The 22,215-nt window shown below is 69.1% G+C and carries 19 protein-coding genes and 1 riboswitch; of the genes, 11 read left to right on the forward strand and 8 right to left on the reverse strand.

Going from position 1 to position 22,215, the window contains the following annotated elements:
- Positions 1–3: 3 nt before the first annotated feature.
- The 9 genes from selD to BN3001_RS04550 all read left to right on the forward strand — a co-directional run bounded on the left by selD (position 4) and on the right by BN3001_RS04550 (position 8,591).
- Positions 4–1,062: a selenide, water dikinase SelD gene (gene selD, locus BN3001_RS04510; RefSeq protein ID WP_058270627.1), complete on the forward strand. Its 1,059-nt coding sequence runs from the start codon at positions 4–6 to the stop codon at positions 1,060–1,062.
- Positions 1,059–2,111, forward strand: a complete 1,053-nt coding sequence (locus tag BN3001_RS04515) for an XdhC family protein (RefSeq protein ID WP_235815043.1) — start codon at positions 1,059–1,061, stop codon at positions 2,109–2,111. The genes selD and BN3001_RS04515 overlap by 4 nt, the downstream gene beginning before the upstream one ends.
- Before the next feature lie 102 nt (positions 2,112–2,213).
- A complete protein-coding gene (modA, locus tag BN3001_RS04520; protein ID WP_058270628.1) occupies positions 2,214–3,086 on the forward strand; it encodes a molybdate ABC transporter substrate-binding protein in 873 nt (290 codons plus the stop codon).
- Positions 3,087–3,099: 13 nt separating this feature from the next.
- Positions 3,100–3,777 (forward strand): molybdate ABC transporter permease subunit, encoded by a 678-nt coding sequence (gene modB / locus BN3001_RS04525; protein WP_058270629.1) that lies wholly within the window; start codon positions 3,100–3,102, stop codon positions 3,775–3,777.
- Positions 3,777–4,889, forward strand: a complete 1,113-nt coding sequence (locus BN3001_RS04530) for a sulfate/molybdate ABC transporter ATP-binding protein (protein ID WP_058270630.1) — start codon at positions 3,777–3,779, stop codon at positions 4,887–4,889. Before modB ends, BN3001_RS04530 begins: the two co-directional genes overlap by 1 nt.
- The gene (moaA, locus tag BN3001_RS04535; RefSeq protein WP_058270631.1) at positions 4,882–5,847 is read left to right on the forward strand and encodes a GTP 3',8-cyclase MoaA; all 966 of its coding nucleotides are present in this window, start codon (positions 4,882–4,884) and stop codon (positions 5,845–5,847) included. Before BN3001_RS04530 ends, moaA begins: the two co-directional genes overlap by 8 nt.
- Before the next feature lie 3 nt (positions 5,848–5,850).
- The gene (gene moaC / locus BN3001_RS08715) at positions 5,851–6,819 is read left to right on the forward strand and encodes a cyclic pyranopterin monophosphate synthase MoaC (RefSeq protein WP_082629982.1); all 969 of its coding nucleotides are present in this window, start codon (positions 5,851–5,853) and stop codon (positions 6,817–6,819) included.
- A gap of 24 nt (positions 6,820–6,843) precedes the next feature.
- Positions 6,844–7,908, forward strand: coding sequence for a molybdopterin-binding protein (locus BN3001_RS04545; RefSeq protein WP_058270632.1), 1,065 nt, complete (start codon positions 6,844–6,846; stop codon positions 7,906–7,908).
- Between the two features lie 2 nt (positions 7,909–7,910).
- On the forward strand, positions 7,911–8,591 hold the full coding sequence (locus tag BN3001_RS04550; protein WP_082629983.1) for a MogA/MoaB family molybdenum cofactor biosynthesis protein: 681 nt from the start codon (positions 7,911–7,913) through the stop codon (positions 8,589–8,591).
- Positions 8,592–8,648: 57 nt separating this feature from the next.
- Here the strand turns inward: BN3001_RS04550 and BN3001_RS04555 are convergent, their stop codons facing one another.
- Positions 8,649–8,867: a hypothetical protein gene (locus BN3001_RS04555; protein ID WP_058270633.1), complete on the reverse strand. Its 219-nt coding sequence runs from the start codon at positions 8,865–8,867 to the stop codon at positions 8,649–8,651.
- A gap of 420 nt (positions 8,868–9,287) precedes the next feature.
- On the opposite strand from BN3001_RS04555, the gene BN3001_RS04560 reads away from it, so the two are divergent.
- Positions 9,288–10,163 carry a PPK2 family polyphosphate kinase gene (locus BN3001_RS04560; protein ID WP_058270634.1) on the forward strand — a complete coding sequence of 292 codons (876 nt, stop codon included), beginning with the start codon at positions 9,288–9,290 and terminating at the stop codon, positions 10,161–10,163.
- A gap of 63 nt (positions 10,164–10,226) precedes the next feature.
- Here the strand turns inward: BN3001_RS04560 and BN3001_RS04565 are convergent, their stop codons facing one another.
- The 5 genes from BN3001_RS04565 to BN3001_RS04585 form a co-directional block, all read right to left on the reverse strand.
- Positions 10,227–10,757, reverse strand: coding sequence for a hypothetical protein (locus BN3001_RS04565; protein ID WP_058270635.1), 531 nt, complete (start codon positions 10,755–10,757; stop codon positions 10,227–10,229).
- A gap of 93 nt (positions 10,758–10,850) precedes the next feature.
- On the reverse strand, positions 10,851–14,582 hold the full coding sequence (locus BN3001_RS04570; RefSeq protein WP_058270636.1) for a phosphoribosylformylglycinamidine synthase: 3,732 nt from the start codon (positions 14,580–14,582) through the stop codon (positions 10,851–10,853).
- A 202-nt stretch (positions 14,583–14,784) separates the two neighbouring features.
- The gene (locus BN3001_RS04575) at positions 14,785–15,588 is read right to left on the reverse strand and encodes an energy-coupling factor transporter transmembrane component T family protein (protein WP_058270637.1); all 804 of its coding nucleotides are present in this window, start codon (positions 15,586–15,588) and stop codon (positions 14,785–14,787) included.
- Positions 15,588–17,393, reverse strand: a complete 1,806-nt coding sequence (locus BN3001_RS04580) for an ABC transporter ATP-binding protein (protein ID WP_058270638.1) — start codon at positions 17,391–17,393, stop codon at positions 15,588–15,590. The genes BN3001_RS04575 and BN3001_RS04580 overlap by 1 nt, the downstream gene beginning before the upstream one ends.
- Before the next feature lie 44 nt (positions 17,394–17,437).
- Entirely contained in the window at positions 17,438–18,022 is a 585-nt protein-coding gene (locus BN3001_RS04585) for an ECF transporter S component (protein WP_082629984.1), read from the reverse strand.
- Positions 18,023–18,027: 5 nt separating this feature from the next.
- Positions 18,028–18,176, reverse strand: a riboswitch (FMN riboswitch).
- A 226-nt stretch (positions 18,177–18,402) separates the two neighbouring features.
- On the opposite strand from BN3001_RS04585, the gene murB reads away from it, so the two are divergent.
- A complete protein-coding gene (gene murB / locus BN3001_RS04590) occupies positions 18,403–19,350 on the forward strand; it encodes a UDP-N-acetylmuramate dehydrogenase (RefSeq protein WP_058270640.1) in 948 nt (315 codons plus the stop codon).
- Positions 19,351–19,863: 513 nt separating this feature from the next.
- Here the strand turns inward: murB and BN3001_RS04595 are convergent.
- Both BN3001_RS04595 and BN3001_RS04600 read right to left on the reverse strand, forming a co-directional pair.
- A complete protein-coding gene (locus BN3001_RS04595) occupies positions 19,864–20,979 on the reverse strand; it encodes a serine hydrolase (protein WP_058270641.1) in 1,116 nt (371 codons plus the stop codon).
- Between the two features lie 95 nt (positions 20,980–21,074).
- Positions 21,075–22,208: a serine hydrolase gene (locus BN3001_RS04600; RefSeq protein WP_058270642.1), complete on the reverse strand. Its 1,134-nt coding sequence runs from the start codon at positions 22,206–22,208 to the stop codon at positions 21,075–21,077.
- Positions 22,209–22,215: the final 7 nt, after the last annotated feature.

Genomic DNA, 22,215 nt, shown 5'->3' on the forward strand with positions numbered 1-22,215 from the left:
GCCATGGACGACGTCAGACTCACCAAGCTTGCCGAGTGCGCGGGCTGCGGGGCCAAGGTGGGCGCCGGCCAGCTCGCCCGCCTGCTCGAGGGCCTGGACGTGCGGCACGACCCCAGGCTGCTCGTGGGCTTTGACAAGAGCGACGACGCGGCCGTCTATCAGGTCTCCGAGGACGTCGCGATCGTGGCGACCACCGACTTCTTCCCGCCCATCGCCGACGACCCCTACACCTACGGCGCCATCGCCGCCACGAACGCCCTGTCGGACGTCTATGCCATGGGCGGCGAGCCCAAGGTGGCCCTTAACATCCTGACGGTGCCACAGGACATGCCCAAGGAGGTCGTCCACCAGATCCTGCGGGGCGGTTACGAGAAGGTGTACGAGGCGGGCGCCGTCATCGCGGGCGGTCACTCCATCTATGACAGCGAGCCCAAGTACGGCCTGGCCGTGACCGGCATCGTGGATCCCCGACGGCTGCTCACGAATGCCGGGGCGCGTCCCGGCGACCTGCTCGTGCTCACGAAGGCCCTCGGTGTGGGCGTCATCACGACGGTGGCCAAGGCGGGACTCGCCTCGCCCGAGGACGTCGAGCGCGCGGAACGCTCGATGCTCACCCTCAACCGCTACGCCCGCGACGTCATGGTGCGACACGACATTCATGCCGCCACGGACGTGACCGGCTTCGGGCTGATGGGCCACCTGCTCGAGATGGCCCAGGGCGCGGACCTGGACGTCACCCTCGACGTCTGCGCCGTCCCGCTCATGCCCGGCGTGCGCGACTGGGCCCGGCTGGGCCTGCTGCCGGCGGGCATGTATCGCAACCGCCGCTATGCGCAGGACCAGGTGCAGGCGGAGGGCCTGCCGCTGGACCTGACGGACGTGCTCTTCTCGCCCGAGACCTCCGGCGGCCTGCTGTTGGCCGTCGCCCCTGCCGACGCCTCGGCGCTCGTGGGCGAGCTCGAGCGGGACGGTCGGGTGCCGTGCGCGCGCGTCATAGGGCGCATGGAGGAGCGCTCGGGCGGACGGCGCATCCGCCTTACGCAGGGGGGCGAGCGCGCATGATGACGGATTCGAGCGGCACCCTGCGCGACGCCGTCCTCGTCGCCCGCCTGCTACAGGAGGCGCGTGCGGGGCGCCCCTTCGCCCTGGCCGGCGTCCTGGCAACCCGCGGCTCCATGCCGCGCGGGGCGGGCGCGCGCATGGCGCTCCTCTCGGACGGGAGCTGGCTGGGCACGGTCGGTGGCGGGCGCGTGGAGCAGATGGCCATGGAACGCTGCCGGGCCGTGCTCGAGGGAATGGCGCCGGGTTCGCTGGAATGGCTGACGCACGCGAAGACGGGCATGGCCTGCGGGGGAGACGCCCTCCTGTCCGTTCGTCGCTCCCTTGAGCCCGCAGACGAGGCCCGCCTCCTGGCCGACCTCCTTGAGCGCGGGCGGCAAGATGAGCCATCCGTCATCGACGAGGACTGGTCGGACGAGAGGCGCCCGCGCGTCAGCCTCACGAGCGTCAGGGACGTCGATCCGGGCGATTTGCGGGCCACGACCGAGCTGCCCCTGTGGGACGAGGCGCGCCGCCGTTACAGCGAGCCCATCGGCGCCGACCCCATGGCCTACGTCTTTGGGGCCGGGCACGTGGGACAGGCGCTCTGCCCGGTCCTTGCGGGGGTGGGGTTCAGGGTCACCGTCTTTGACGATCGTGCGGAGCTTGCCACGACCGAGCTGTTCCCGCGCGCGGAGCGCGTGGTGTGCGGCGACTTTGGGCACGTGAGCGAACTCGTGCATGTGACCAGGCGCGACTACGTCGTCGTGATGACCCATGGGCACGTGGCGGACCTGGAGGTGCTTCGGCAGGTCGCCCCGGCGCAGCCGGCCTACGTGGGCTGCATCGGCAGTCGTGGCAAGGCCGCCTTCGTCCGCAGGACGCTCGTCGAGCGCGGCGTGAGCGACGTCTGGGCCCAGGCGGTCCACCTGCCCGTGGGCGAGGACATCCTCGCCGTCACCCCCGCCGAGATCGCCATCTCGATCGCGGCGGAGATGATTCGCTGCCGCGCGGAGCTACGGCCAAGGGAGCTGCGCCCGCATGCGGCGCACGTGAGGAAGGAGGAGCCCTAGGAGGCACGGCACGCCTCGAAGCTGCGTCCTGCGACAGGCGTCACGAGCAGGGCGGCGGCCGCTTCACCCAAGGATAGGCAACACCATTTGAAAGGAACCACCATGAACGTTTCGTCTAGCATCAGCAGGCGCTCATTCGTCGGCACCCTCGTGACGGCGTCCGGCCTCGGCCTTGTCGGCTGCGCCCAGGGCGGCGCGGGCACCAACCCCTCAGGCGCCGCCTCGTCGAAGGGCGATTCCAGCAAGCTGATCGTGTTTGCGGCCGCCTCGCTCACCGAGGCGCTCACGGCCATCGGCGACCTCTTCAAGGCCTCCGAGGGCGGGTCCGAGGTCGTCTTCACGTTTGACTCCTCGGGCACCCTCAAGAAGCAGATCGTGGAGGGCGCCCCCTGCGACGTCTTCGTCTCTGCCGCCCAGAAGCAGATGAACCAGCTGGACGCCAAGTCCGAGAAGGGCAACGAGGGCATCGACCTCGTGGATCACGACACGCGCGTCGACCTGCTCGAGAACAAGGTCACGCTCTGCGTCCCCAAGGGCAACCCCAAGGGCGTCAGCGGCTTTGCCGACATGGCCGACAAGCTCAAGGCCGGTCAGATTCAGCTCTGCATGGGCAACTCCGACGTGCCTGTGGGCCAGTACACCCAGCAGATCCTCGAGCACCTCGGCTTGGACGAGAACGAGCTCGCCCAGGCCGGCCGCATCACCTACGGCTCCAACGTCAAGGAAGTCACCTCGCAGCTGTCCGAGGCCGCCGTGGACTGCGGCGTCATCTACAAGACGGACGCGCACGCCGCGGGCCTCGAGGTCGTCGAGGAGGCCGACTCGTCCCTGTGCGGGCGCGTCATCTACCCGGCCGCCGCGCTCAAGGACGCGCCGCAGCCGGAGCTCGCCAAGGCCTTCCTCGCGTTCCTCAAGACGGCCGACGCCGCCGCGCAGTTCGAGAAGGCCGGCTTCACGCCTCTTGCCACGGCGTAGGTCGAGGCCTTCCATGGACTGGTATCCACTTCTCAACTCACTCAGGATTGCTGCCCTTTCGACGGCGGTCGTCTATGCGGTGGGTATAGGCCTTGCCAACGTGGTGGCACGCGCCCCGCGCCTCGTGAAGGGTGCGCTGGACGTGGTCCTCACGCTTCCCCTCGTGCTCCCTCCCACGGTCGTGGGCTATCTCCTGCTCATCGTCCTTGGTCCCCGGCGTCCCGTGGGCGCGTGGTTCATGGACGCGTTTGGCGTGAGGCTCACCATGACGTGGTATTCGGCCATCCTGGCGACCGTCGTCGTGAGCTTTCCGCTCATGTACCGCACGGCGCGCGGGGCCTTCGAGGCGTTTGACGAGACCCTGTCCCAGGCGGGCAGGACGCTCGGCAAGTCCGAGACATGGATCTTCTGGCGCGTCAAGATGCCCTGCTGTCGGCAGGGCATCGTCGCCGGCGCCGTGCTCGCCTTCGCCCGCGCCCTGGGCGAGTACGGCGCCACGTCCATGATCGCCGGCTATACGCCAGGCATCACGGCGACCGTCTCCACGACGGTCTATCAGCTCTGGCGCACCGGCGACGACGCCCTGGCGCTCAGGTGGGTCCTGGTGAACCTGGCCATATCGTCGGTCGTGCTTCTCGCCCTCAACTACCTGAACGCGCGCGTGCGCCCCGCGCAAAGGGGGGCCGTCTGATGGCGCTTGTCGTTGACATCACGAAGGCCCTCTCCGACTTCACGCTGCGGGTGTCGTTTACGGTCGAGAGCTCGCATGAGGTCGTGGCCCTGCTGGGCGCCTCGGGCTGCGGCAAGTCCATGACGCTCAAGTGCATCGCCGGCATCGAGCGCCCCGACTGCGGGCGCATCGTGCTGGGCGACCGCGTGCTCTTTGACAGCGAGCGCCGCGTCGACCTTCCGCCGCAGCGGCGGCGCGTGGGCTATCTGTTCCAAAGCTACGCCCTCTTTCCCACCATGACGGTGCTCGAGAACGTTGCGTGCGGCGCCGTGGGCGCCAGCAAGGGGGAGCGTCTGGCGCGGGCTCGCCGTGAGCTTGCCGCCATGCGGCTGACGGGCCTTGAGGGGCGCAGGCCGTCATCCCTCTCGGGCGGTCAGCAGCAGCGTTGCGCCATGGCGCGCATCTTGGCGAGCGACCCGGAGCTCCTCCTTCTGGACGAGCCCTTCTCGGCGCTTGACGAGTATCTGCGCTGGCAGCTTGAGCTCGAGCTCGCTGACACGCTCAAGGGCTTCGCCGGGGGCGCGGTATACGTGTCCCACAACCGTGACGAGGTCTTTCGCCTGTGCGACACGGTCTGCACGATCACGCGCGGAAGGTCAGAGCCAAAGGCCACGGTGAAGGAGTTCTTCTCTCGCCCGCGCTCGCTTTCTGCCGCCCTGATCAGCGGCTGCAAGAACGTGAGCCGGGCCCGTCAGGTGGGGCCGGACGCCTTCGCCTGCGAGGAGTGGGGAATCACGCTGCGCACGTCGTTGCCATGCGACGGCCCCGTGACCCACGTGGGCCTGCGTGCCCACTACCTCGACGTCGCGCCGGCGGGCGAGAGGGTCCAGGTGCCGACGGGCGAGAGGACCCAGGCGCCGGCGGGCGAGGCCAACTGCGTCTCGTGCGCCGTGGACCGCGTCATCGAGTCAACGTTTTCCACGATCGTGATGCTGCGCACGCCGGCGGGAGGTCTGCTGCGCCATGAGCTTGACAAGGATCGCTGGCGGTCTTTGGGACGCCCCGCGAACGTGCTGGTCCTGGTGAGGCCCGAGCACGTGATGCCGCTGTCCGAGGTGGTGCCAGATGCTTGACGAACGGGGGCGAGACATTCGCTACCTGCGCCTCTCGGTGACGGACCGCTGCAACTGCCGCTGCGTCTACTGCATGCCGGAGGGAGGCGTCCCGCGCCGGGACCACGGCGAGATGGCCACGTTTGAGGAGCTGCGCGACATCGTGCGGGCGGCGGTGACGCTGGGGGTGCGCAAGGTTCGCGTCACCGGGGGCGAGCCGCTGGTACGCAGGGGCATCGTCAGGCTCGTTCACATGCTCGCCGAGGTGCCCGGCGTCGAGGAGCTGGCCATGACCACCAACGGCACCCTTCTGGCCCCCCTGGCGGCAGGGCTGCGCGACGCCGGTCTCGACCGTCTCAACGTGAGCCTGGACACCCTTGACGTGGACCGCTACCGGTCCATGACGCGCTGCGGGTCGCTCGAGAACGCCCTGGCGGGCCTCAGGGCGGCGCGCGAGGCGGGCTTGGGCCCCACCAAGCTCAACTGCGTCCTTCTGGGGGGCGTCAACGAGAAGGACATCGTCCCGCTCGCCGAGCTCGCCCGTGACGGCGCCGACGGGGAGCTGGGCGTCGCCAGCGTGCGCTTCATCGAGCTCATGCCCATGGGCGCGTGCGCCTCGTGGCCCAGGGAGCGCTTCGTCTCGGCCGACGTCGTCGTGGACGAGGTGGCCGGCCTGGTGCCCGCGGGGCAAGACGGGGTGACGCAGCTGTATCGCAAGGAAGGGTGGCGCGGCACCATAGGCCTGATTCGCCCCGTGAGCCACGGCTTCTGCAAGACCTGCGACCGTATCAGGGTGACGGCTGACGGCATGCTCAAGCCCTGCCTGCACTCGCGCGCGGAGATCTCTCTGCGCGGCCTCTCGGGTCCCGAGCTCGTCGCGGCCCTGAGGCAGGGAATCGCCGCCAAGCCGGCGCGCCATCACCTGGGCGTGGCCCATGCGAGCGCCACGCCACGAAGCATGAACCAGATAGGGGGCTGAGCCATGGCGCTCACGCACTTTGACGAGGAGGGCCACGCGCGGATGGTGGACGTCTCCCAAAAGCCCAGGACCCAGCGGGTGGCCCGCGCCGCCGGCAAGGTCCTCATGAACGAGGACACGCTCGCCCTCGTGCGCGCCGGCACCACCAGGAAGGGTGACGTGCTCGGCGTGGCGCAGGTGGCGGGCATCATGGCGGCCAAGCGCTGCTGGGAGCTCGTCCCGCTGTGCCATCCCGTCGCGCTCACGGGCGTCGAGGTCCGCTGCACGCCCGAGGACGACGGCGTGGCCGTGGAGGCGTGGTGCCGCTGCCTGGGCGAGACGGGCGTCGAGATGGAGGCGCTCACGGCGGCGTCCGTCGCCTGCCTGACCATCTACGACATGTGCAAGTCGCACCAGCGCGACATGGTGGTGCGCGACGTCCGCCTGCTCGAGAAGGACGGGGGCAAGTCCGGGCACTTCGTGGCGCCGCCGCGCGAGGATCGGCATGGCGTCGCAAAGGGAGCCGCGCCCGGCGTCGCAGGCAGCGTCGTGGCCACCTGCGTCTCGCAGCGGAAGGGCGAGCGCAAGCGCCCCGTCGGGGAGCTGCGCCTCGTCGTGGGTCTCGGCATAGAGGGAGACGCCCATGCCGGCGCCTGGCACCGGCAGGTCTCGCTCTTGGCGGACGAGTCGGTTGACCGGATGCGCGAGGGCGGCGCCGTCCTCGCCGCAGGCGACTTTGCGGAGAACATCCTCACCAGGGGCATCGCCGTCAGGGAGCTGCCGGTGGGGACGACGCTGGCCGTCGGCGAGGCTCTTCTCGTGGTGACGCAGATAGGTAAGACCTGCCACAACGACTGCGAGATCCGCCGTCTCGTGGGGATGTGCGTCATGCCCACCGACGGCGTCTTCTGCGTGGTCGCGCGCGGGGGCGTCGTGCGGGCGGGCGACGCGATACGGGTGCTGGACGAGGGTCCCGAGGCGCCGCGACGCTGAAGGGCGACGGGCAAGGAGGATGACATGAGGCTGGTCAAGACCGTTGACGCGGTGGGGCACGTGCTCTGCCACGACATGACTCAGATCGTGGTGGGCGGCGAGGGCGGGCAGGGCCGCTACAAGGGGCCGCGCTTCAGGAAGGGGCATGTGGTCACGGAAGAGGACGTCCCCGTCCTCCTCTCCATGGGCAAGGAGCATCTGTACGTGTGGGAGCTTGCTGCGGGCATGCTCCACGAGAATGACGCGGCCGAGCGCATGGCCGCCCTGTGCCTGGGCCCCAACACCGTGCGGGCGGGCGCTCCTCGCGAGGGAAAGATCTCCATCCGCGCGGCCTGCGACGGCGTCCTGCTCGTCAACGCGAAGCGCTTGCGGGCGGTCAACGCGACCGACGAGGTCATGGTGGCCACGCGCAAGGGCAACCTTGCCGTGCGCGCGGGCGACGAGCTGGCCGGGACGCGCGTGATTCCCCTGGTCATTCGTGAGGAGCAGGTTGCCGCGGCCGAACGGGCCGCCCACGGCGAGAGGCTTCTCGCGGTGGAGCCCTTCAAGCTGCGGACGGCCGCCATCATCGCGACGGGCTCCGAGGTCAAGAGCGGCCTCATCGAGGACAAGTTCACGCCCGTGGTCCAGGCAAAGCTCGCCGCCTTCAACATCCGCTGCACGAGCGTGACGCGGCCGGGCGACGACCCGGATGATCTTGCGGCCGCCATAGGCGCGGCCCGGCGGGAGGGGGTTGACCTCATCTGCTGCACGGGAGGCATGAGCGTGGACCCTGACGACAACACCCCCGGGGCCATCAGGCGCGCGGGCGCGCGCATCGTCAGCTACGGCGCCCCGGTCCTGCCCGGCGCCATGATGCTGCTGGGCTACTTTGGCAAGGAGGGCGTCTGTGGGCCCGGCACGCCCGTCGTGGGCCTGCCCGGCTGCGTCATGTACGCGGCGTCCACGGTGTTTGACCTCGTGCTGCCGCGCATCGCGGCGGGTGTCGAGCTCACCAAGCAGGACTTTGCCGAGCTGGGGGAGGGAGGGCTCGCCATACGAGGGAGGTTCTCCCTTGCCCCCAACTGCCCGTTTGAGCCAAAGGAGTGAGGATGCGCGACATCGATTCCAAGGCGGGGGACCTTGATGGACGCCAGGCGCGGGAGCACCCCAACGCCGCGGAGCCCCCTGACGAGCCAACATCTCATGGTGAGCCGGGACCCCACGTCGCGGCGAAGTTCGGTGGCACGGCGACGCCCCTTGCTGGGGCGGGGTCCCATGACGCGGCGCCCAGTCGGCGCCAGACGGCCTCCGTCATCACGGTGAGCGACCGCTCCTCGCGCGGCAAGAGGGCCGACGCGAGCGGCCCCGCCCTGCGCGCGCTGCTTGAGGCCGAGGGCTATGAGGTGGTCGGGCGCTGCGTCGTTCCCGACGAGCGCCCGCGGATAGAGGCCGCGATTCGGGGTGAGGCGGCCAAGGACGTGGCTCTCGTGCTCACCACCGGCGGCACGGGACTCTCGCAACGGGACGTGACGCCCGAGGCCACGTGCGCCGTCTGCGACCGCCTGGTTCCCGGCATCCCCGAGGCCATGCGTGCCGCCTCGATGGCCATCACGCCGCGCGCCTGTCTCTCGCGCGCGACGGCCGGCACGCTGGGACGCACCCTGGTGGTCAACCTGCCTGGCAGTCCCAAGGCCGCCTGCGAGAACATACGGGCCGTCATTGGGCCCATCGGGCATGGGCTGCGCATCCTGCGCGAAGGCCCGGCCGACTGCGCGTCGATGACGTCCTAGGCGTCGTCGTCCGCGTCTGCCCTGGTGCGACGTGTGCTTTGGCGTGGGCGCGGCGGTCTAGCCGTGGGTGTAGCTCGTTGCCGCGTGGAGCATGTTGACCTCAGCAAGCTCCAGCTTGCCGTCAATGTAGGGCTGATACATGGCGTCGATCGACCCCACGCCCATGCTGCAGCCCGAACAGCTGTCGCAGCCGGTGGCGTCCCCGCAGGAAAGCCCTCGGCGCACGATGCGCTCCCGCTCCTCGCGCGTGGTGTCCTTTATGAGCACGCTTGCCATGATGTGCCTCGTTCCCGGTCATGATGGTTCCTGTGAGGGCTTATACCGTTGACGTGCGTGAGCTATGCCGAAGATGGCAAACCACATGCCCCTGACCGTCACCCTGGATCCCGCGTCAGGGGTCATCGGGCGGGCGCCTTCTATCCAGAGGCACCGTCTTGTCCGGCAGAATGTGGAAGGTGCAGGCGCCCATATTCATGTGTCATGAGGCGGGGTCTCAAAAAGTCGGCACAACTCGGTCAAAATAGCCAATTTTTACCCTATTTGCCCGAGTAATGCTGACTTGAAGGGAGGTCCCCCTGTAGCGGTAGTATAAATAAGTCATTAATATGCATATTGTTCTTGCTTTCGCCAGAGGAGCGGCCGGGGCCGGGGGCTTGCGGGCGTCCGTCAGGATCGACCAACGGGAGGTCAGAGATCATGAACATCAAGGATTTTCGCTTTGAGGGCAAGGGCCGGTTCTCGCTGGACGACGTCAGGACCTCCCTCGACATCGACAAGGACGAGGAGCTCCGGTATGAGGAGCTCACCGCGCAGAACACCCTGCGCATGGGAGAGCTGCAGGACAAGCTCTATGCCGAAGGCCGCGAGGGGCTCGTGATCCTCCTGCAGGCCATGGACGCGGCCGGCAAGGACTCCACCATCAAGCGCGTTATGAGCGGCGTCAACCCCCAGGGCGTCGTGGTGCACTCCTTCAAGCAGCCCAGCCAGACCGAGCTCGCCCACGACTACCTGTGGCGTGCCGTCACGCACCTTCCGCCCCGCGGCTTCATGGGCCTGTTCAACCGCTCGTACTACGAGGACGTCCTCGTGGTGCGCGTGCATGACATCTGGAAGGGCTATGCCATGCCCAAACGCTGCCTCAACGACGGCAGGGACACCTTCTTCGAGCGGCGCTACAAGCAGATCGCAAACTTTGAGGAGTACCTCTACGACAACGGCTACCGCGTCCTCAAGATCTTCCTCAACGTGGGGCTCGACGAGCAGAAGGAGCGCTTTTTGGAGCGCATCGACAACGAGAGGAAGAACTGGAAGTTCTCGGCGGGCGACATCGACGAGCGCGAGCTGTGGCCTCACTACATGGACGCCTACGAGAGGGCCATCAACGCCACCGCGACGGAGCATGCCCCCTGGTACGTGGTTCCCGCCGACCAGAAGTGGTTTGCCCGCTGGGTCGTGAGCGAGGCGATCGTGGACGTGCTGGAGCAGATCGACCCTCACTACCCCGAGCTGCCCAAGGAGGCCAAGGACACGTTGGCGCGGAGTCGCGAGCGGCTAACGGGCGAGGGGCGCTGACCGCCGCCACGGCACGGCTGGCCGCCACGCCATGTCGGCCGCGGGGCGCCGTCGGCGTCTCCGTTACCGCAGGCGGCCCTCGACGTCCGCCTTGTAGCCGGCAAAGTTCTTGTCGTTGCCGCTCTCGCGGGCAAAGGCCTCCATCCGTCCCAGCATCGTGCGCGCCTCGGCAGGGTGCCCGTCCTTGATGAGGGTCTCCACGATCAGCTGAAGAAACTGCAGCTGAAGGTCGGGATCGTGCGCGTCCTTGGCCCAGGCGGCATAGTCGCGCATGAGCTGGCGGGGGCTGCGGCTGGCGGCATAGCGCTCGATGATGGGGTTGACGGTCTTCTGGGCGTCCGCGTTCTCGCGCTCCCAGCGCTGCCTCTGGGTGTGCCGGTAGGCGTAGAAGACGATGACGGCGGCGATGACGGCCGTGAAGATGGGCGCGTAGACGCTGTTAAGGTGCAGGACGAACCGAAGGACGAGGGTGATGGCAAACACGCCCGCGAACATGATCGCGGTCAGGATGAGCTCGCCCTTGACGTTGGCCCTGCCGCGCTGGGGCGTGCGGCGTCGCATGTCGGGGTCGGGACGTCTGTCGTTCGCTGCCATGCGCATCTCCTCAAGAGGGGCGACGCGCCTCGCGAAGGGCGGGACGCGTCGCGGTCGGCCTCTGCGTGTTCGGTTGCCCCGTCTGGCGGGCGCCTAGCTAAAGTATGCCACGCCTCCCTCGAAGATGGGCTGGTAATGCTCGCCGGGGACGTTCTTGAAGGTGCCGGGCGTGCTGCGCTCGCTATGTCCCATCTTGCCCAGGACGCGCCCGTCGGGACTCGTCACGGCCTCGATGGCCCAGGCGGATCCGTTGGGGTTGACCGAGAGGTCCATGGACGGCAGGCCCTGGGCGTCGACGTACTGCGCGGCGATCTGCCCCCTTTCGCCCAGCTCCCTGATCAGAGGCTCAGGTGCCACGAAGCGACCCTCGCCGTGGCTGACGGCGATGCGGTGAACGTCGCCGACCTCGCAGCGCGACAGCCACGGCGACAGGTTGGAGGACACGCGCGTAAGGACGAGCCTGCTCTGGTGCCTGCCGATGGCGTTGAAGGTGAGCGTGGCGCAGTCGGCGGTCATGGGCACGATGTCCCCGTACGGCACGAGCCCGAGCTTGACCAGCGCCTGGAAGCCGTTGCAGATGCCCAGCACGAGGCCGTCGCGGGCCTGCAGCAGGTCGCGTACCGCCTCGGTCACCTGCGGCGCGCGGAAGAAGGCCGTGATGAACTTGGCCGAGCCGTCGGGCTCGTCCCCGCCGGAGAAGCCGCCCGGGATCATGAGGATCTGGGATTGCGCGATCTCGTCCACGAGGGCCTGGGTGCTCTGGGCGACGGAGTCGGGCGTGAGGTTGTTGATCACGAGCGCATGGGCCTCGGCGCCGGCTCGCTCAAAGGCGCGGGCGCTGTCAAACTCGCAGTTGGTGCCGGGAAAGACGGGGATGATGACGCGGGGGCGCGCAGTTCTGACGAGCGGAGCGGGCCGGCTGACGTGCCGTCGCGCGACGTCAAAGCTCACCGGCTCCACCGGCTCGCCGGCCCTGCGATAGGCGAAGACGGGCTCCATCTCTGCCTCCCAGGCCTCCTGCAGGCCGGCGAGGTCGATCGTCTGGCCTGCGACGACCAGTGCGTAGGCGGCCGTCGTCTCGCCCAGCGCGCGCAGCTCGACGTCGTCGGCGCACGGCGAGGTGACCGTGGCCCCCTCGGCAAGCTCGACCACGAAGCTCCCGTAGGCGGGTGAGAAGAGCTCGTCCTCGTCAAAGTCGTCCGAGAGGCGCATCCCAAGTTGGTTGCCCACGCACATCTTGAAGAGCGCCTCGGCAAGGCAGCCGTAGCCCGGCGTCGAGACGGCGAGCGCCCCTCCGGAGCGGATGAGCCCCTCGACGAGCGACATGGCGGAGAGGAGCGACTTGGCCCTAGGCGTGATGCCGTCATCCAGGTAGGCGGGCCTCACGAGGACGAGCCGATGCCCGGCGCCCTTGAGCTCGGGCGAGGTCACGCACCCCACCGTGCCGAGGGCCGTCGCAAACGACACGAGGGTGGGCGGCACGTCCAGGTCCTCAAAGGAGCCGCTCATGGAGTCCTTGCCGCCTATGGCTCCCACGCCCAGGTCGCGCTGGGCCATGAGGGCGCCGAGCAGGGCCGCCACCGGCTTGCCCCAGCGCTCGGGCACGTCGCGCAGGCGCTCAAAGTACTCCTGGAAGGTGAGATAGGCGTCCTCGTGCCCAAAGCCCGTCGCGACAAGGCGGCACAGGCTCTCTACCACCGCAAGATAGGCGCCCGTGAAGGCGTTCGCGCTCGTGAGGAAGGGGTTGAAGCCCCAGGCCATACCCGAGCAGGTGGTGGTCTCGCCGTCCGTCGGCAGCTTGGCCGCCATGGCCAGCGCCGGCGTGAGCTGCGTGGCGCCGCCAAAGGGCATGAGCACGCTCGCGGCGCCGATGGTGGCGTCAAAGCGCTCGGCCAGGCCCTTGTTGGAGGCCACGTTCTTGTCGGTCACGAGCGCCCGCAGGCGCTCCTCGAGCGTGCGTCCCTTCCAGGCGGGCCGCCAGCTGCCCTGGGCGACCACGTGGACGTCCTGGTGCTTGGGCGCGCCGTTAGAGGAGAGGAAGGCGCGACTCACGTCCACGATGGTGGCGCCGCGCCAGGTCATCGTGAGGCGGGGCCGCGCGGTGACCTCGGCCACGACCGTGGCCTCGAGGTTCTCCTCGCGGGCGTAGCCCAAAAACTCGTCCACGTCCTTCGCCGCCAGCGCCACGGCCATGCGCTCCTGGGACTCGCTGATGGCCAGCTCCGTGCCGTCCAGCCCCTCGTATTTCTTGGGGACGCGGTCAAGGTCTATGGCCAGGCCGTCGGCAAGCTCCCCGATGGCCACGGACACGCCGCCGGCGCCGAAGTCGTTGCAGCGCTTGATGAGGCGGCAGGCGTCCTCGCGACGGAAGAGCCGCTGGAGCTTGCGCTCCTCGGGCGCGTTGCCCTTCTGGACCTCCGCCCCGTCCTTGGCCAGCGAGTCGACGTTGTGCGCCTTGGAGGAGCCCGTGGCGCCGCCGATGCCGTCACGGCCGGTGCGCCCGCCCAAAAGGATCACCTTGTCGCCGGGCGCGGGCGTCTCGCGGCGCACGTGGCTGGCGGGCGTGGCGCCCACGACGGCTCCGATCTCCATGCGCTTGGCGGCGTAGCCCGGGTGGTAGAGCTCGCTGACCTGCCCGGTGGCAAGGCCGATCTGGTTGCCGTAGGAGGAGTAGCCCTCCGCCGCCGTGGTGACGATCTTGCGCTGGGGGAGCTTGCCGCGCATGGTCTGGCTGACGGGGGCGAGCGGGTCGCCCGCGCCCGTGACGCGCATGGCCTGATACACGTAGCTCCGTCCGCTCAGGGGGTCGCGGATGGCGCCGCCGATGCAGGTGGCGGCGCCGCCGAAGGGCTCGATCTCGGTGGGATGGTTGTGCGTCTCGTTCTTGAAGAGGAAGAGCCAGTCCTCGTCCGTCCCGTCAACGTCCACCTTGACCTTGACGGTGCAGGCGTTAATCTCCTCGGACTCGTCGAGGTTCGCAAGGACGCCCCTCGCCTTGAGCCACTTGGCGCCGATGGTGCCCATGTCCATGAGGCAGACGGGCCTGTCCTCGCGCCCCAGATCGCGCCGCATGTCAAGATAGGCGTCAAAGGCTCGCCGCACCGCGGCGTCGTCTATGGTCACCCGCTCGAGCCGGGTGCCAAAGGTGGTGTGGCGGCAGTGGTCGGACCAGTAGGTGTCGATCATCTTGATCTCGGTGATCGTGGGAGGGCGCCCCTCGCCCTTGAAGTACTCCTGGCAGAAGCTGACGTCCGCCAGGTCCATGGCAAGGCCGCGGTCCTTGATGAAGGCGGCGAGCTCGTCCGGCGAGAGGGCGTCAAAGCCGTCGAGTACCTCGACGTCGTCGGGCACGGGGTAGCTCGACTTGAGCGTGGGGCGCGCGTCGAGGGACGCCTCGCGGGCCTCCACCGGGTTGATGACATAGCCCTTGACGGCGGCGACGTCCTCGGCGGAGAGGTCCCCCTCAAGGTAATAGAGCGTGGCCGAGGCGACGACGGGGCGCTCGCCCTGGCTGATGAGCTGGATGCACTCGCTGGCCGACGCGGCGCGCTGGTCGAACTGTCCGGGGAGGAACTCCACGGCGAAGAGCTGGGCGCCGTGCGCGTCGGGCAGCTCGAGGCTCGCGACGTCCGACTGCGGCTCGCTGAAGACGAGGGGCACGCAGCGTCGGAAGAGCTCCTCGTCGATGCCCTCCACGTCGTAGCGGTTGACGAGGCGCAGGCCCGTCAGCCCGCGTATGCCCAGGACGTCCGCAAGCTCGCGTCTGAGCTGCCGAGCCTTGACGTCAAAGCCGGGCTTCTTCTCGACATACACGCGTGAGACCATGACTGCTTACCTTTCCGTGGGAGGCGATGACGCGCGTCGGCGGCGCGGGCGTCCGAGGGGGCATCTTAATGATACGGCGTCGAGCACAGAGAGAGGGCCCGGCGTCCCCTGTTGGCAACATGGCGCCCGACGTCCGCCCCGCGCCGTCTCGCGCTCGCCCCGGCCGGTTCGCACCGGGGCTCGGGCCTCGGCGCGAACTTCCTCAGCGTAGCTGTCCCAGGCCCACCAGGGCGACGACGTAGGCGGCCACGGCGAGCAGCGCGAGCCAGTCGGACCGGCGCATGCGCAGGGGGTGCCAGTGGCTGCGGGTGGCGCCGCCCGCGTAGCAGCGGGCGTCAAGCGCGCGCGAGAGCCCGTTGGCGTGATGGATCGAGCTGGCCAGAAGCGCGATGAGCATGGGCGCCACGGCCTTGAGGCGCCGGGCGGGCGACCCATCCGAGAGGGGCGCGCCGCGCAGGGTCTGGGCGTCGAGGATGGCCTGCGCCTCGTCGGCGATCGTGGGAATGAAGCGCAGCATGAGCGAGAAGACCATGGCAAGCTCATGCCCCGGCAGGCCCAGTCGCGAGAGGGGGGCGAGCCCGGCGTCAAAGGCGTCCGTGAGCTGCGTGGGGGTGGTCGTGAGGAGCATGAGGGACGATGCGATCACGGCGATGACGAGCCTCAGGCTGAAGATCACGGCCACGCGCAGGCCGTCCGTGGTGACGGAGAGCGCTCCCCAGCGCCAGAGCTCGTCTCCCGTCCTGATGAAGAGGAGGTTGAAGACGGCGAGCAGCGCAAGGACGATGACGATGGGCCTGATGGACTCGACGAGGCGCGAGACGGGCACCCCCGCCGCGGCGACGAGCGCCAGGACGCAGGCATAGCCCAGGACGAGCTGCAAGGGGCCGGTGATGAAGAACACGCTCACCATCAGGGCGAGGGCTCCCGTGACCTTGACGCGCGGGTCAAGGCGGTGGATGGGCGAGCTGCCCGGCAGGTACTGGCCGATGCCCAGCCTAAGCGCCATCAGCGCTCGCCCCCTTTTTCGACGCCACGCGGCCTGGCCGCGCGTCCCAGGCCGCAGGCCACGGAGCGGGCGAGCTCGTCCATGGTGAGGGGTCCGTCCGCACAGCTGACGCCCTCCTCGCGCAACCTGCGCGCCCACAGCATCGACGTGGGGATGCCCAGGCCGGACTCGCGCAGCAGCGCCTCGTTCTGGTACGAGAACACCTCGCGCGGCGAGCCGTGCATCATGACGCGGGACTGGTCGAGCACGACGACCTCGTCGGCGCGCACCGCGATCTCGCGCGAGTGGGTCACCTGCACCACGGTCACGCCCCGCCTGTTGAGCTCGCGCAGGATGCTCATGATTCGCTCGCGACTGTGCGGGTCGAGCCCGGCCGTGGGCTCGTCCATGATGAGGATGGCGGGCCGCATGGCAAGGACGCCGGCGATGGCGCACATCCGCTGCTGCCCGCCCGACAGCTCAAAGGGGGAGCTTGCGGCAAGCTCGGCAAGGCCCACCTGCTCGAGCGCGCCCTCTGCGCGCCTGCGCGCCTCGGTCGTGTCGAGGCCCAGGTTCCGGGGGCCAAAGCTCACGTCCTCCAGGACGGTCTCGGCGAAGAGCTGGCGTTCGGGACGCTGCATCACGTAGCCCAGCCTGCTCAGGAGCTCGCGGCGCCGGGACCGGTCCGCAGTGTCGATGCCGTCGATGACGATGCGACCGGCGTCAGGCCTCTCGAGGGAGCAGAGCAGGCGCAGCAGGGTCGACTTGCCCGATCCCGTCTGGCCGATGACGGCGGTGGTGCGGCCCCGCGCAAACGCCAGCGTCACGTCGTCAAGGGCGGGGCGCGAGCCCTGCGAGGCGTCTCGGTATGAGAAGCTCACGCCGTCAAGGGCGATGACGGGGTCCGTCTTTTCGGCCGCAAAGTCGCAGGACGCCTGCGGGGGCGGCGGCATCGTGCAGCTGAGGGAGCGCGACATCCGCGCGAGGTCCGCCAGCAGGCTGTCGTCATCGCAGGTCCAGGTTACGTCAACGCCCAGCTCGGACAGGCGCGTCGCAAGGCGCGCCGTCCAGGGCTCGCGCAGCCCCAGGGCCCGCAGCTCCTCCTGACGGGCAAAGACCTCGCGAGGGGCGCCCTCCAGGGCGATCCGCCCGTGCAGCATGACGATGACGCGGTCGGCGGCGAGGGCCTCCTCCATGAAGTGCGTGATGTGGACGATGGTCGTGCCCGTCTCCCTCAGACGGTCCATCACCTTGAGGATGGAGCGTCTGCCGCGCACGTCCAGCAGGGCCCCCGGCTCGTCGAGCACGAGCAGGGCCGGCTCCATGGCCAGGGCGCCGGCGATGGCCACGCGCTGCTTCTGTCCGCCCGAGAGGCGCGTGGGGTCGGCCTGGGCGTAGTCCTCCATGGCCACGCGATGGAGCTCCCGGGCGACCCGCCGCCCGATCTCCTCGGAGGGGACGCCGAGGTTCTCCGGGCCAAAGGCCACGTCCTCCTCGACCACGGAGGTCACGATCTGGTCGTCGGGGTTCTGGAACACGAGGCCCAGGCTCCTGCGCGCGCGCCGGTAGGCCTCCACGTCCACCCTGCCGTCGTCCAGGACGCGCTCGCCGGCGAGCGCGACCGTGCCCTCGTCGGGCGCGAGCAGGCCTGCCAGGACGCCCGCGAGCGTGGACTTGCCCGAGCCGTTGGGACCCAGGACGCAGACCCTCTCGCCGCGCCGAAGCGTCAGGGAGACGTCGTTGAGGGCGCGCACGCCGCCCTCGTAGAGCAGGGTGGCGTGCGCGATGCGGGCAAGGGGGTCGTGTGTGACGGGCGCGGGTTTCATGTGAGGCGGACCGTTCGTTTCGGGTCGGGCGTCCCTGCCGTGGGCTAGTTGCCGAGGGCCTTGATGACGGGCTTGTAGACGATGCCCGTCACGACGCAGTTGATGGCGATCTTGGCGAGGTTGAAGGGCAGGAGGGCCGGCACGACGAGGCCCAGGACGGCGTCGGTGGGCATGCCGGTGTAGAAGGGGGTCACGATGACGTTGCCCACGACGCAGGCGACGATGCAGACCACGGCTCCCACGACCATGCCGACGACGGCGCCCCGGTAGGTGGTGTCACGCTGGTAGATGAGGGCGGCGGGCATGACGAGCGAGAAGGTGGCGAGGACCGCCATGATGACGCCGTAGACGCCGCTTGCGGTGGCAAGGTGCACGAGGTAGGGAATCACGGACACCACGGCGCCCGTGGCAGGCCCAAAGGCGAAGCCGGCGATGAGCGCGACGATGCCCGAGGGGTCGTACTTGAGCCAGCCCACGTTCGGCAGGATCGGAAACTCAAGAAACAGCGTCGCGATGGCGGCCACCGCGCAGAAGAGCGCCGTGACGGCGATGCGCTTCGTTGACCAGCCGTTGGCCTGGTCTGTCGTGGAGTGGGTGTCGTGACGCATGACGGTAGTGCTGCGTGCCATGATGGCCTCCGTTTCTTCCATCCGGACTGTGACCGTTGGTCCTGGAATCTCACCAGGTCAACCGCTCTTTTCTGTGCGGTTCGCGGACTTGCGCGCAACACGGTGCCGCACGCTTACCGCCAGTGGGGACTTTCACCCCGCCCTGAAACTGCGTTGCCAACTATAGCACGAGACGGCGGGGAGGCAACAAGGACATGGGTCAGCGGTCCGATACCGACTCGCAAACAGCGACGCCCCGCGAGGGGGTGCGAACGGATGCGAACGAACGCGCCTCCGGCCCCCTCTTCGCGGGCCCGGCCCCTCGGCTGTTGGTATACTGCAAGCAGACGTGCGCAGGGCCTGCCCCGCACGACGGACCGATCGAGGGGAGTGACACGGGCATGAATCAGGGCGCGCTCACGGGCTCGCAGGACGTTCCGGACCACTTGCGGGAGCTCACCTGGAAGCTTCGCAGCATCGTGGGGGAGGACAACGTCGCGACCGACGAGCCCATGAGCAGGCACACCACCTTCGAGGTTGGTGGCCCCGCCGACCTCTTCGTGACGCCGGACGACGTGGACGAGCTGCGCGAGGCCGTCGAGGCCTGCAAGCTCGCCAACACGGCCTTCTTCGTCCTGGGCTGCGGCAGCGACCTGCTCGTGTCGGACGAGGGGTACCGCGGCGTCATCATCGGCTGCACCGACGGCCTCGTCAACGTGACGACTGACGGCGAGCGCATCGTGTGCCAGGCGGGCGTGCCCCTGCGCGAGGCGTCCGAGATGGCCTGCGAGCTGGGCCTGACGGGCCTGGAGTTTGCCTGCGGCATCCCGGGTTCCGTGGGGGGCGCCTGCTTCATGAACGCCGGAGCCTACGACGGCTGCGTCGCCGACGTCCTCGAGTCCGTGTGGTGTCTGCTGCCCGACGGCTCGCTGCGCACCTTCTCGGTGGACGAGATGAACATGGGCTATCGCAAGAGTCGCGTGCGCGACGAGGGGCTCGTGGTCCTCTCGGCCACCTTCCGGCTGCGCGAGGGCGACCAGGACCGGATTCGCGCCAAGATGGATGACTTCACGCGCCGCCGCGAGGAGAAACAGCCCCTCGAGCTGCCGAGCGCCGGCTCCACCTTCAAGCGCCCGGAGGGCCACTTTGCCGGCAAGCTCATCACCGACGCGGGCCTCAAGGGCTTCTGCGTGGGCGGGGCGGGCGTCTCGACCAAGCATGCCGGCTTCGTCGTCAACAACGGCGGCGCCACCGCGGCGGACGTCCATGCGGTCATCGAGCACGTCCAGGACGAGGTCGAGCGCCAGTTTGGCGTGCGCCTTGAGCCCGAGGTCCGCTTCCTGGGCTAGTTGCCACCTGCCGGGGCGTCGCCTGCGCCTGGTAGCGACGGATGGGGAGGCCTCCCCGCGCGCGGATTCCTATGGGTTTACGAGCGCTGCGCGTGGGTTCCTATAGGTTTGCGGGTCTCGCGCGCGAATTCCTATAGGTTCCTATAGGCTCGCGGACGACACGCACGGATTCCTATAAGTTTGAGAGTCCCGCGCGCGAATCCCTATAGGTTTGAGGGCCTCTCCCGTGCAGAGCTATAGGCTTGAGGAAAAAGGGGAATTCCTACCTGGGAAAACGCCGTGGTGATTCCTCAAACCTATAGGTCTGTCTCCTTCGGCCTCTCAAACCTATAGGTGCGTGGCGGCACCGCCCTCAAACGTATAGGTGCGTGGCGGCACCGCCATCAAACCTATAGGTGAGCGGCGGTGCTGCCTTCAAACTTATAGGCGCGGCAGGTCGCGGCACTCAAAGCTATAGGTACCTGCCGGGCCGCGAGCGGGCGGTCCGTCCGTCGCCCATGCGACGCCCTCTCGCTACAGGTCGTCGTGGGCCGCGTCAAGCCCGGCGAACACCAGGGCCAACGCGTCAAAGTCACTCGGGGCGTCGCTCATGGCCACGACCACGTAGGGCCTGGGCCCCGCAAAGACCACGCCGGCGTCCACGGTTGCGGGTGCGGCGCCCAAAGCGCCGTGGCTGGGATACCATCCGGCCTTACCCCAGCTGTCGTAGAGCGGCCCCACGGCCATGGCCAGGGGCGACTCGCCGCGCCTGGCAAACAGTGACGCCAGATAGTTGGCGCCGTCCGTGCCGCTCGAGAGGTACTCGTTCATGTGCTCCCAGATGCGCGCCAGCTGGCGGGCCGTGACATAGGGATAGTAGTAGGTCGTGTAGGGGTTGGTGCCCCCGAAGCCCGTGGTGTCAAAGCCAAAGCCCCTGAGCCAGGTCCCCAGGATGCTCTCGCCAAAGCGTCGGTGCAGCGTGCGGAACGCGTCGTTGTCGGAGCTCAGGATGAGGCTCTGCGCCAGGTCCGAGACGGACGCGCCGTCCACCCGCCCCGTCTCTACCATGGTCTCGTAGATGGCCACGAGGTAGGGACCCTTGATGCTGCTGGCGGGATAGCGCGACACGTCCGGCTGGTAGCTGAGCGTGGCCCCGGAGCTGAGGTCCTTGAGGTAGAAGCTCACGGAGTACCCTCGGTCCTCCAGGGCCCCCACGGCCTGGGTGAGCTTGGCGTAGCCGTCGCTTGATGACAGGGCGTCGCTGCCGCCGTCCGCATCGATGGCGGCCCTGATGGGGCGCACCTCGCCGGGAAGCTGGTCCGCGAGAGTCGCGGGGCCGTCCGTCTGCCCCGGCTGCGCAGCGCCGTCGGTCTCCGAGCCGTCCGGCATGCCGTCCGCGCCCGTCGTCGTGTCAGAGGACGCGCCGCCGTCAAAAGCGGGCTCCCGCGCCGCAGGATTCGCGTCGCCCGCAGCGGGGCGTCCCTGCGGCTGGCGTGGCAAAAGGGGAATGACGCCCTGCGTCACGCCCGCGACGACGAGCATGGCGGCCAGCGCGAGGAGCGCCCCCGTCACCGCGAGGCCCGTCGCCGACCGCCGCCGCGTGCGCCGAGGCGCGGCGTGCTTGCCCTGCGTGACATCATCTTGTCCCATGTTCGGGCCTCCCCGCCCTCGTGTGTGGCCGTCCGCGTCGCCCATGCCGCCGCGTCCGTCTCGCGTCGTGCGTCTTCAGCCTTGGCCAGGGGCGCTCAGCCCCCGCAGACATAGTCGTCGAGCGCCTTTACGAGTGGCTTCAGCGCCTCCAGGTCCTCGGAGGAGTCCGACATCACGGCGACGACGTAGGACCTGCCGTCGTCGCCCGGGCGCACCACCACGCCCGCGTCGTTGGCCGCGGGAGAGACGCCCTGCTCCTCCGTGAGGGGAAACCATCCGGCCTTGGACAGCGTGATGACGGAGTCGTCGTCCTCGTCACCCAGGGCGTCCTTGATGGGGCTGCGCTCGCGCTGCTCAAAGAAGGACCTCAGGGTCGCGCTCGCGCCCCTGCCGCTCGAAAGGTAGCGCCAGATGGCCTCCCAGGCCTCGCGCAGCTGCTCGGGCGTGCTTTGGGGATAGCGCTGGTCAACGTACTCCTTGCGGGTGCCGTAAGCTCCCATCCCCATGCCGGCGGCGTCCAGCCAGCTGGCAAAGAACTCGGTCCCGTACTGGCTGCGCAGACTTCCGTACGAGGCGTTGTCCGACCACATGACGGCGGCCTGGGCGCGCTCCTCCACATCCGACAGGGGCACCTGGCCGGTGTCCACGAGCTGTTGGAAGAGGGCGCAGACATAGAGGCCCTTGATGCTGCTCGCGGTGTAGTAGCTCGTGTTGGTCCTGAAGCCCATGGTCATGTTGCCGTCAAGCGTCCTGAGGTCGAGGCTCACGTTGATGCCCTTGTCGGAGAGGCCCCTCAGCGCCTCGACGACGGGGTCGAGACGACTCTCGTCGATGCCCCTGAGCGAGCTCGTGACATGAAGCCGGGCGGACCCCACGTCAATGTCGGCCGACGTGGCGGAGGCGCTGGCCGTGACCTGGCTGGCGCTGTCGGCGGCGGCGGGTTGCGCAGCCTGGGGCGGCGGGGGAGAGGCGCAGCCCCGCACCAGAGCCGCGATGCCGAGCGCGAGGGCAAGGGCCGCGAGGGCCACCGTGACGGCGAGGGCCGCGACAACGTGACGGCGCGCCCGTCCGCCCCGCCGACGCAGCCGTCGCGCCAGGCGCCAGACCCTGCGCGCCGCGAGAATGGGAAACGTGACGACGTCGGCGAGGATGGCCGAGAGGTCAACCTCCCGGCGGCCCCTCGGGCGGGGGCCGTCGTCGGGTCGGCGCCTTCCTTGCCTCGCAGGCACGACCGAC

It is taken from the genome of Olsenella massiliensis (assembly GCF_001457795.1).
GTDB classification, from domain to species: Bacteria; Actinomycetota; Coriobacteriia; order Coriobacteriales; family Atopobiaceae; genus Olsenella_F; species Olsenella_F massiliensis.

Bases quoted from the DNA above. Each gene is read 5' to 3' on its own strand.
- BN3001_RS04550 (WP_082629983.1), top strand. From the start codon at position 7,911: ATGCGCGACATCGATTCCAAGGCGGGGGACCTTGATGGACGCCAGGCG.
- BN3001_RS04530 (WP_058270630.1), top strand. From the start codon at position 3,777: ATGGCGCTTGTCGTTGACATCACGAAGGCCCTCTCCGACTTCACGCTG.
- moaC (WP_082629982.1), top strand. From the start codon at position 5,851: ATGGCGCTCACGCACTTTGACGAGGAGGGCCACGCGCGGATGGTGGAC.
- moaA (WP_058270631.1), top strand. From the start codon at position 4,882: ATGCTTGACGAACGGGGGCGAGACATTCGCTACCTGCGCCTCTCGGTG.
- BN3001_RS04565 (WP_058270635.1), bottom strand. From the start codon at position 10,757: ATGGCAGCGAACGACAGACGTCCCGACCCCGACATGCGACGCCGCACG.
- BN3001_RS04595 (WP_058270641.1), bottom strand. From the start codon at position 20,979: ATGGGACAAGATGATGTCACGCAGGGCAAGCACGCCGCGCCTCGGCGC.
- modB (WP_058270629.1), top strand. From the start codon at position 3,100: ATGGACTGGTATCCACTTCTCAACTCACTCAGGATTGCTGCCCTTTCG.
- selD (WP_058270627.1), top strand. From the start codon at position 4: ATGGACGACGTCAGACTCACCAAGCTTGCCGAGTGCGCGGGCTGCGGG.
- BN3001_RS04515 (WP_235815043.1), top strand. From the start codon at position 1,059: ATGATGACGGATTCGAGCGGCACCCTGCGCGACGCCGTCCTCGTCGCC.
- BN3001_RS04570 (WP_058270636.1), bottom strand. From the start codon at position 14,582: ATGGTCTCACGCGTGTATGTCGAGAAGAAGCCCGGCTTTGACGTCAAG.
- BN3001_RS04580 (WP_058270638.1), bottom strand. From the start codon at position 17,393: ATGAAACCCGCGCCCGTCACACACGACCCCCTTGCCCGCATCGCGCAC.
- BN3001_RS04575 (WP_058270637.1), bottom strand. From the start codon at position 15,588: ATGGCGCTTAGGCTGGGCATCGGCCAGTACCTGCCGGGCAGCTCGCCC.
- modA (WP_058270628.1), top strand. From the start codon at position 2,214: ATGAACGTTTCGTCTAGCATCAGCAGGCGCTCATTCGTCGGCACCCTC.
- BN3001_RS04585 (WP_082629984.1), bottom strand. From the start codon at position 18,022: ATGGCACGCAGCACTACCGTCATGCGTCACGACACCCACTCCACGACA.
- BN3001_RS04560 (WP_058270634.1), top strand. From the start codon at position 9,288: ATGAACATCAAGGATTTTCGCTTTGAGGGCAAGGGCCGGTTCTCGCTG.
- murB (WP_058270640.1), top strand. From the start codon at position 18,403: ATGAATCAGGGCGCGCTCACGGGCTCGCAGGACGTTCCGGACCACTTG.
- BN3001_RS04545 (WP_058270632.1), top strand. From the start codon at position 6,844: ATGAGGCTGGTCAAGACCGTTGACGCGGTGGGGCACGTGCTCTGCCAC.
- BN3001_RS04555 (WP_058270633.1), bottom strand. From the start codon at position 8,867: ATGGCAAGCGTGCTCATAAAGGACACCACGCGCGAGGAGCGGGAGCGC.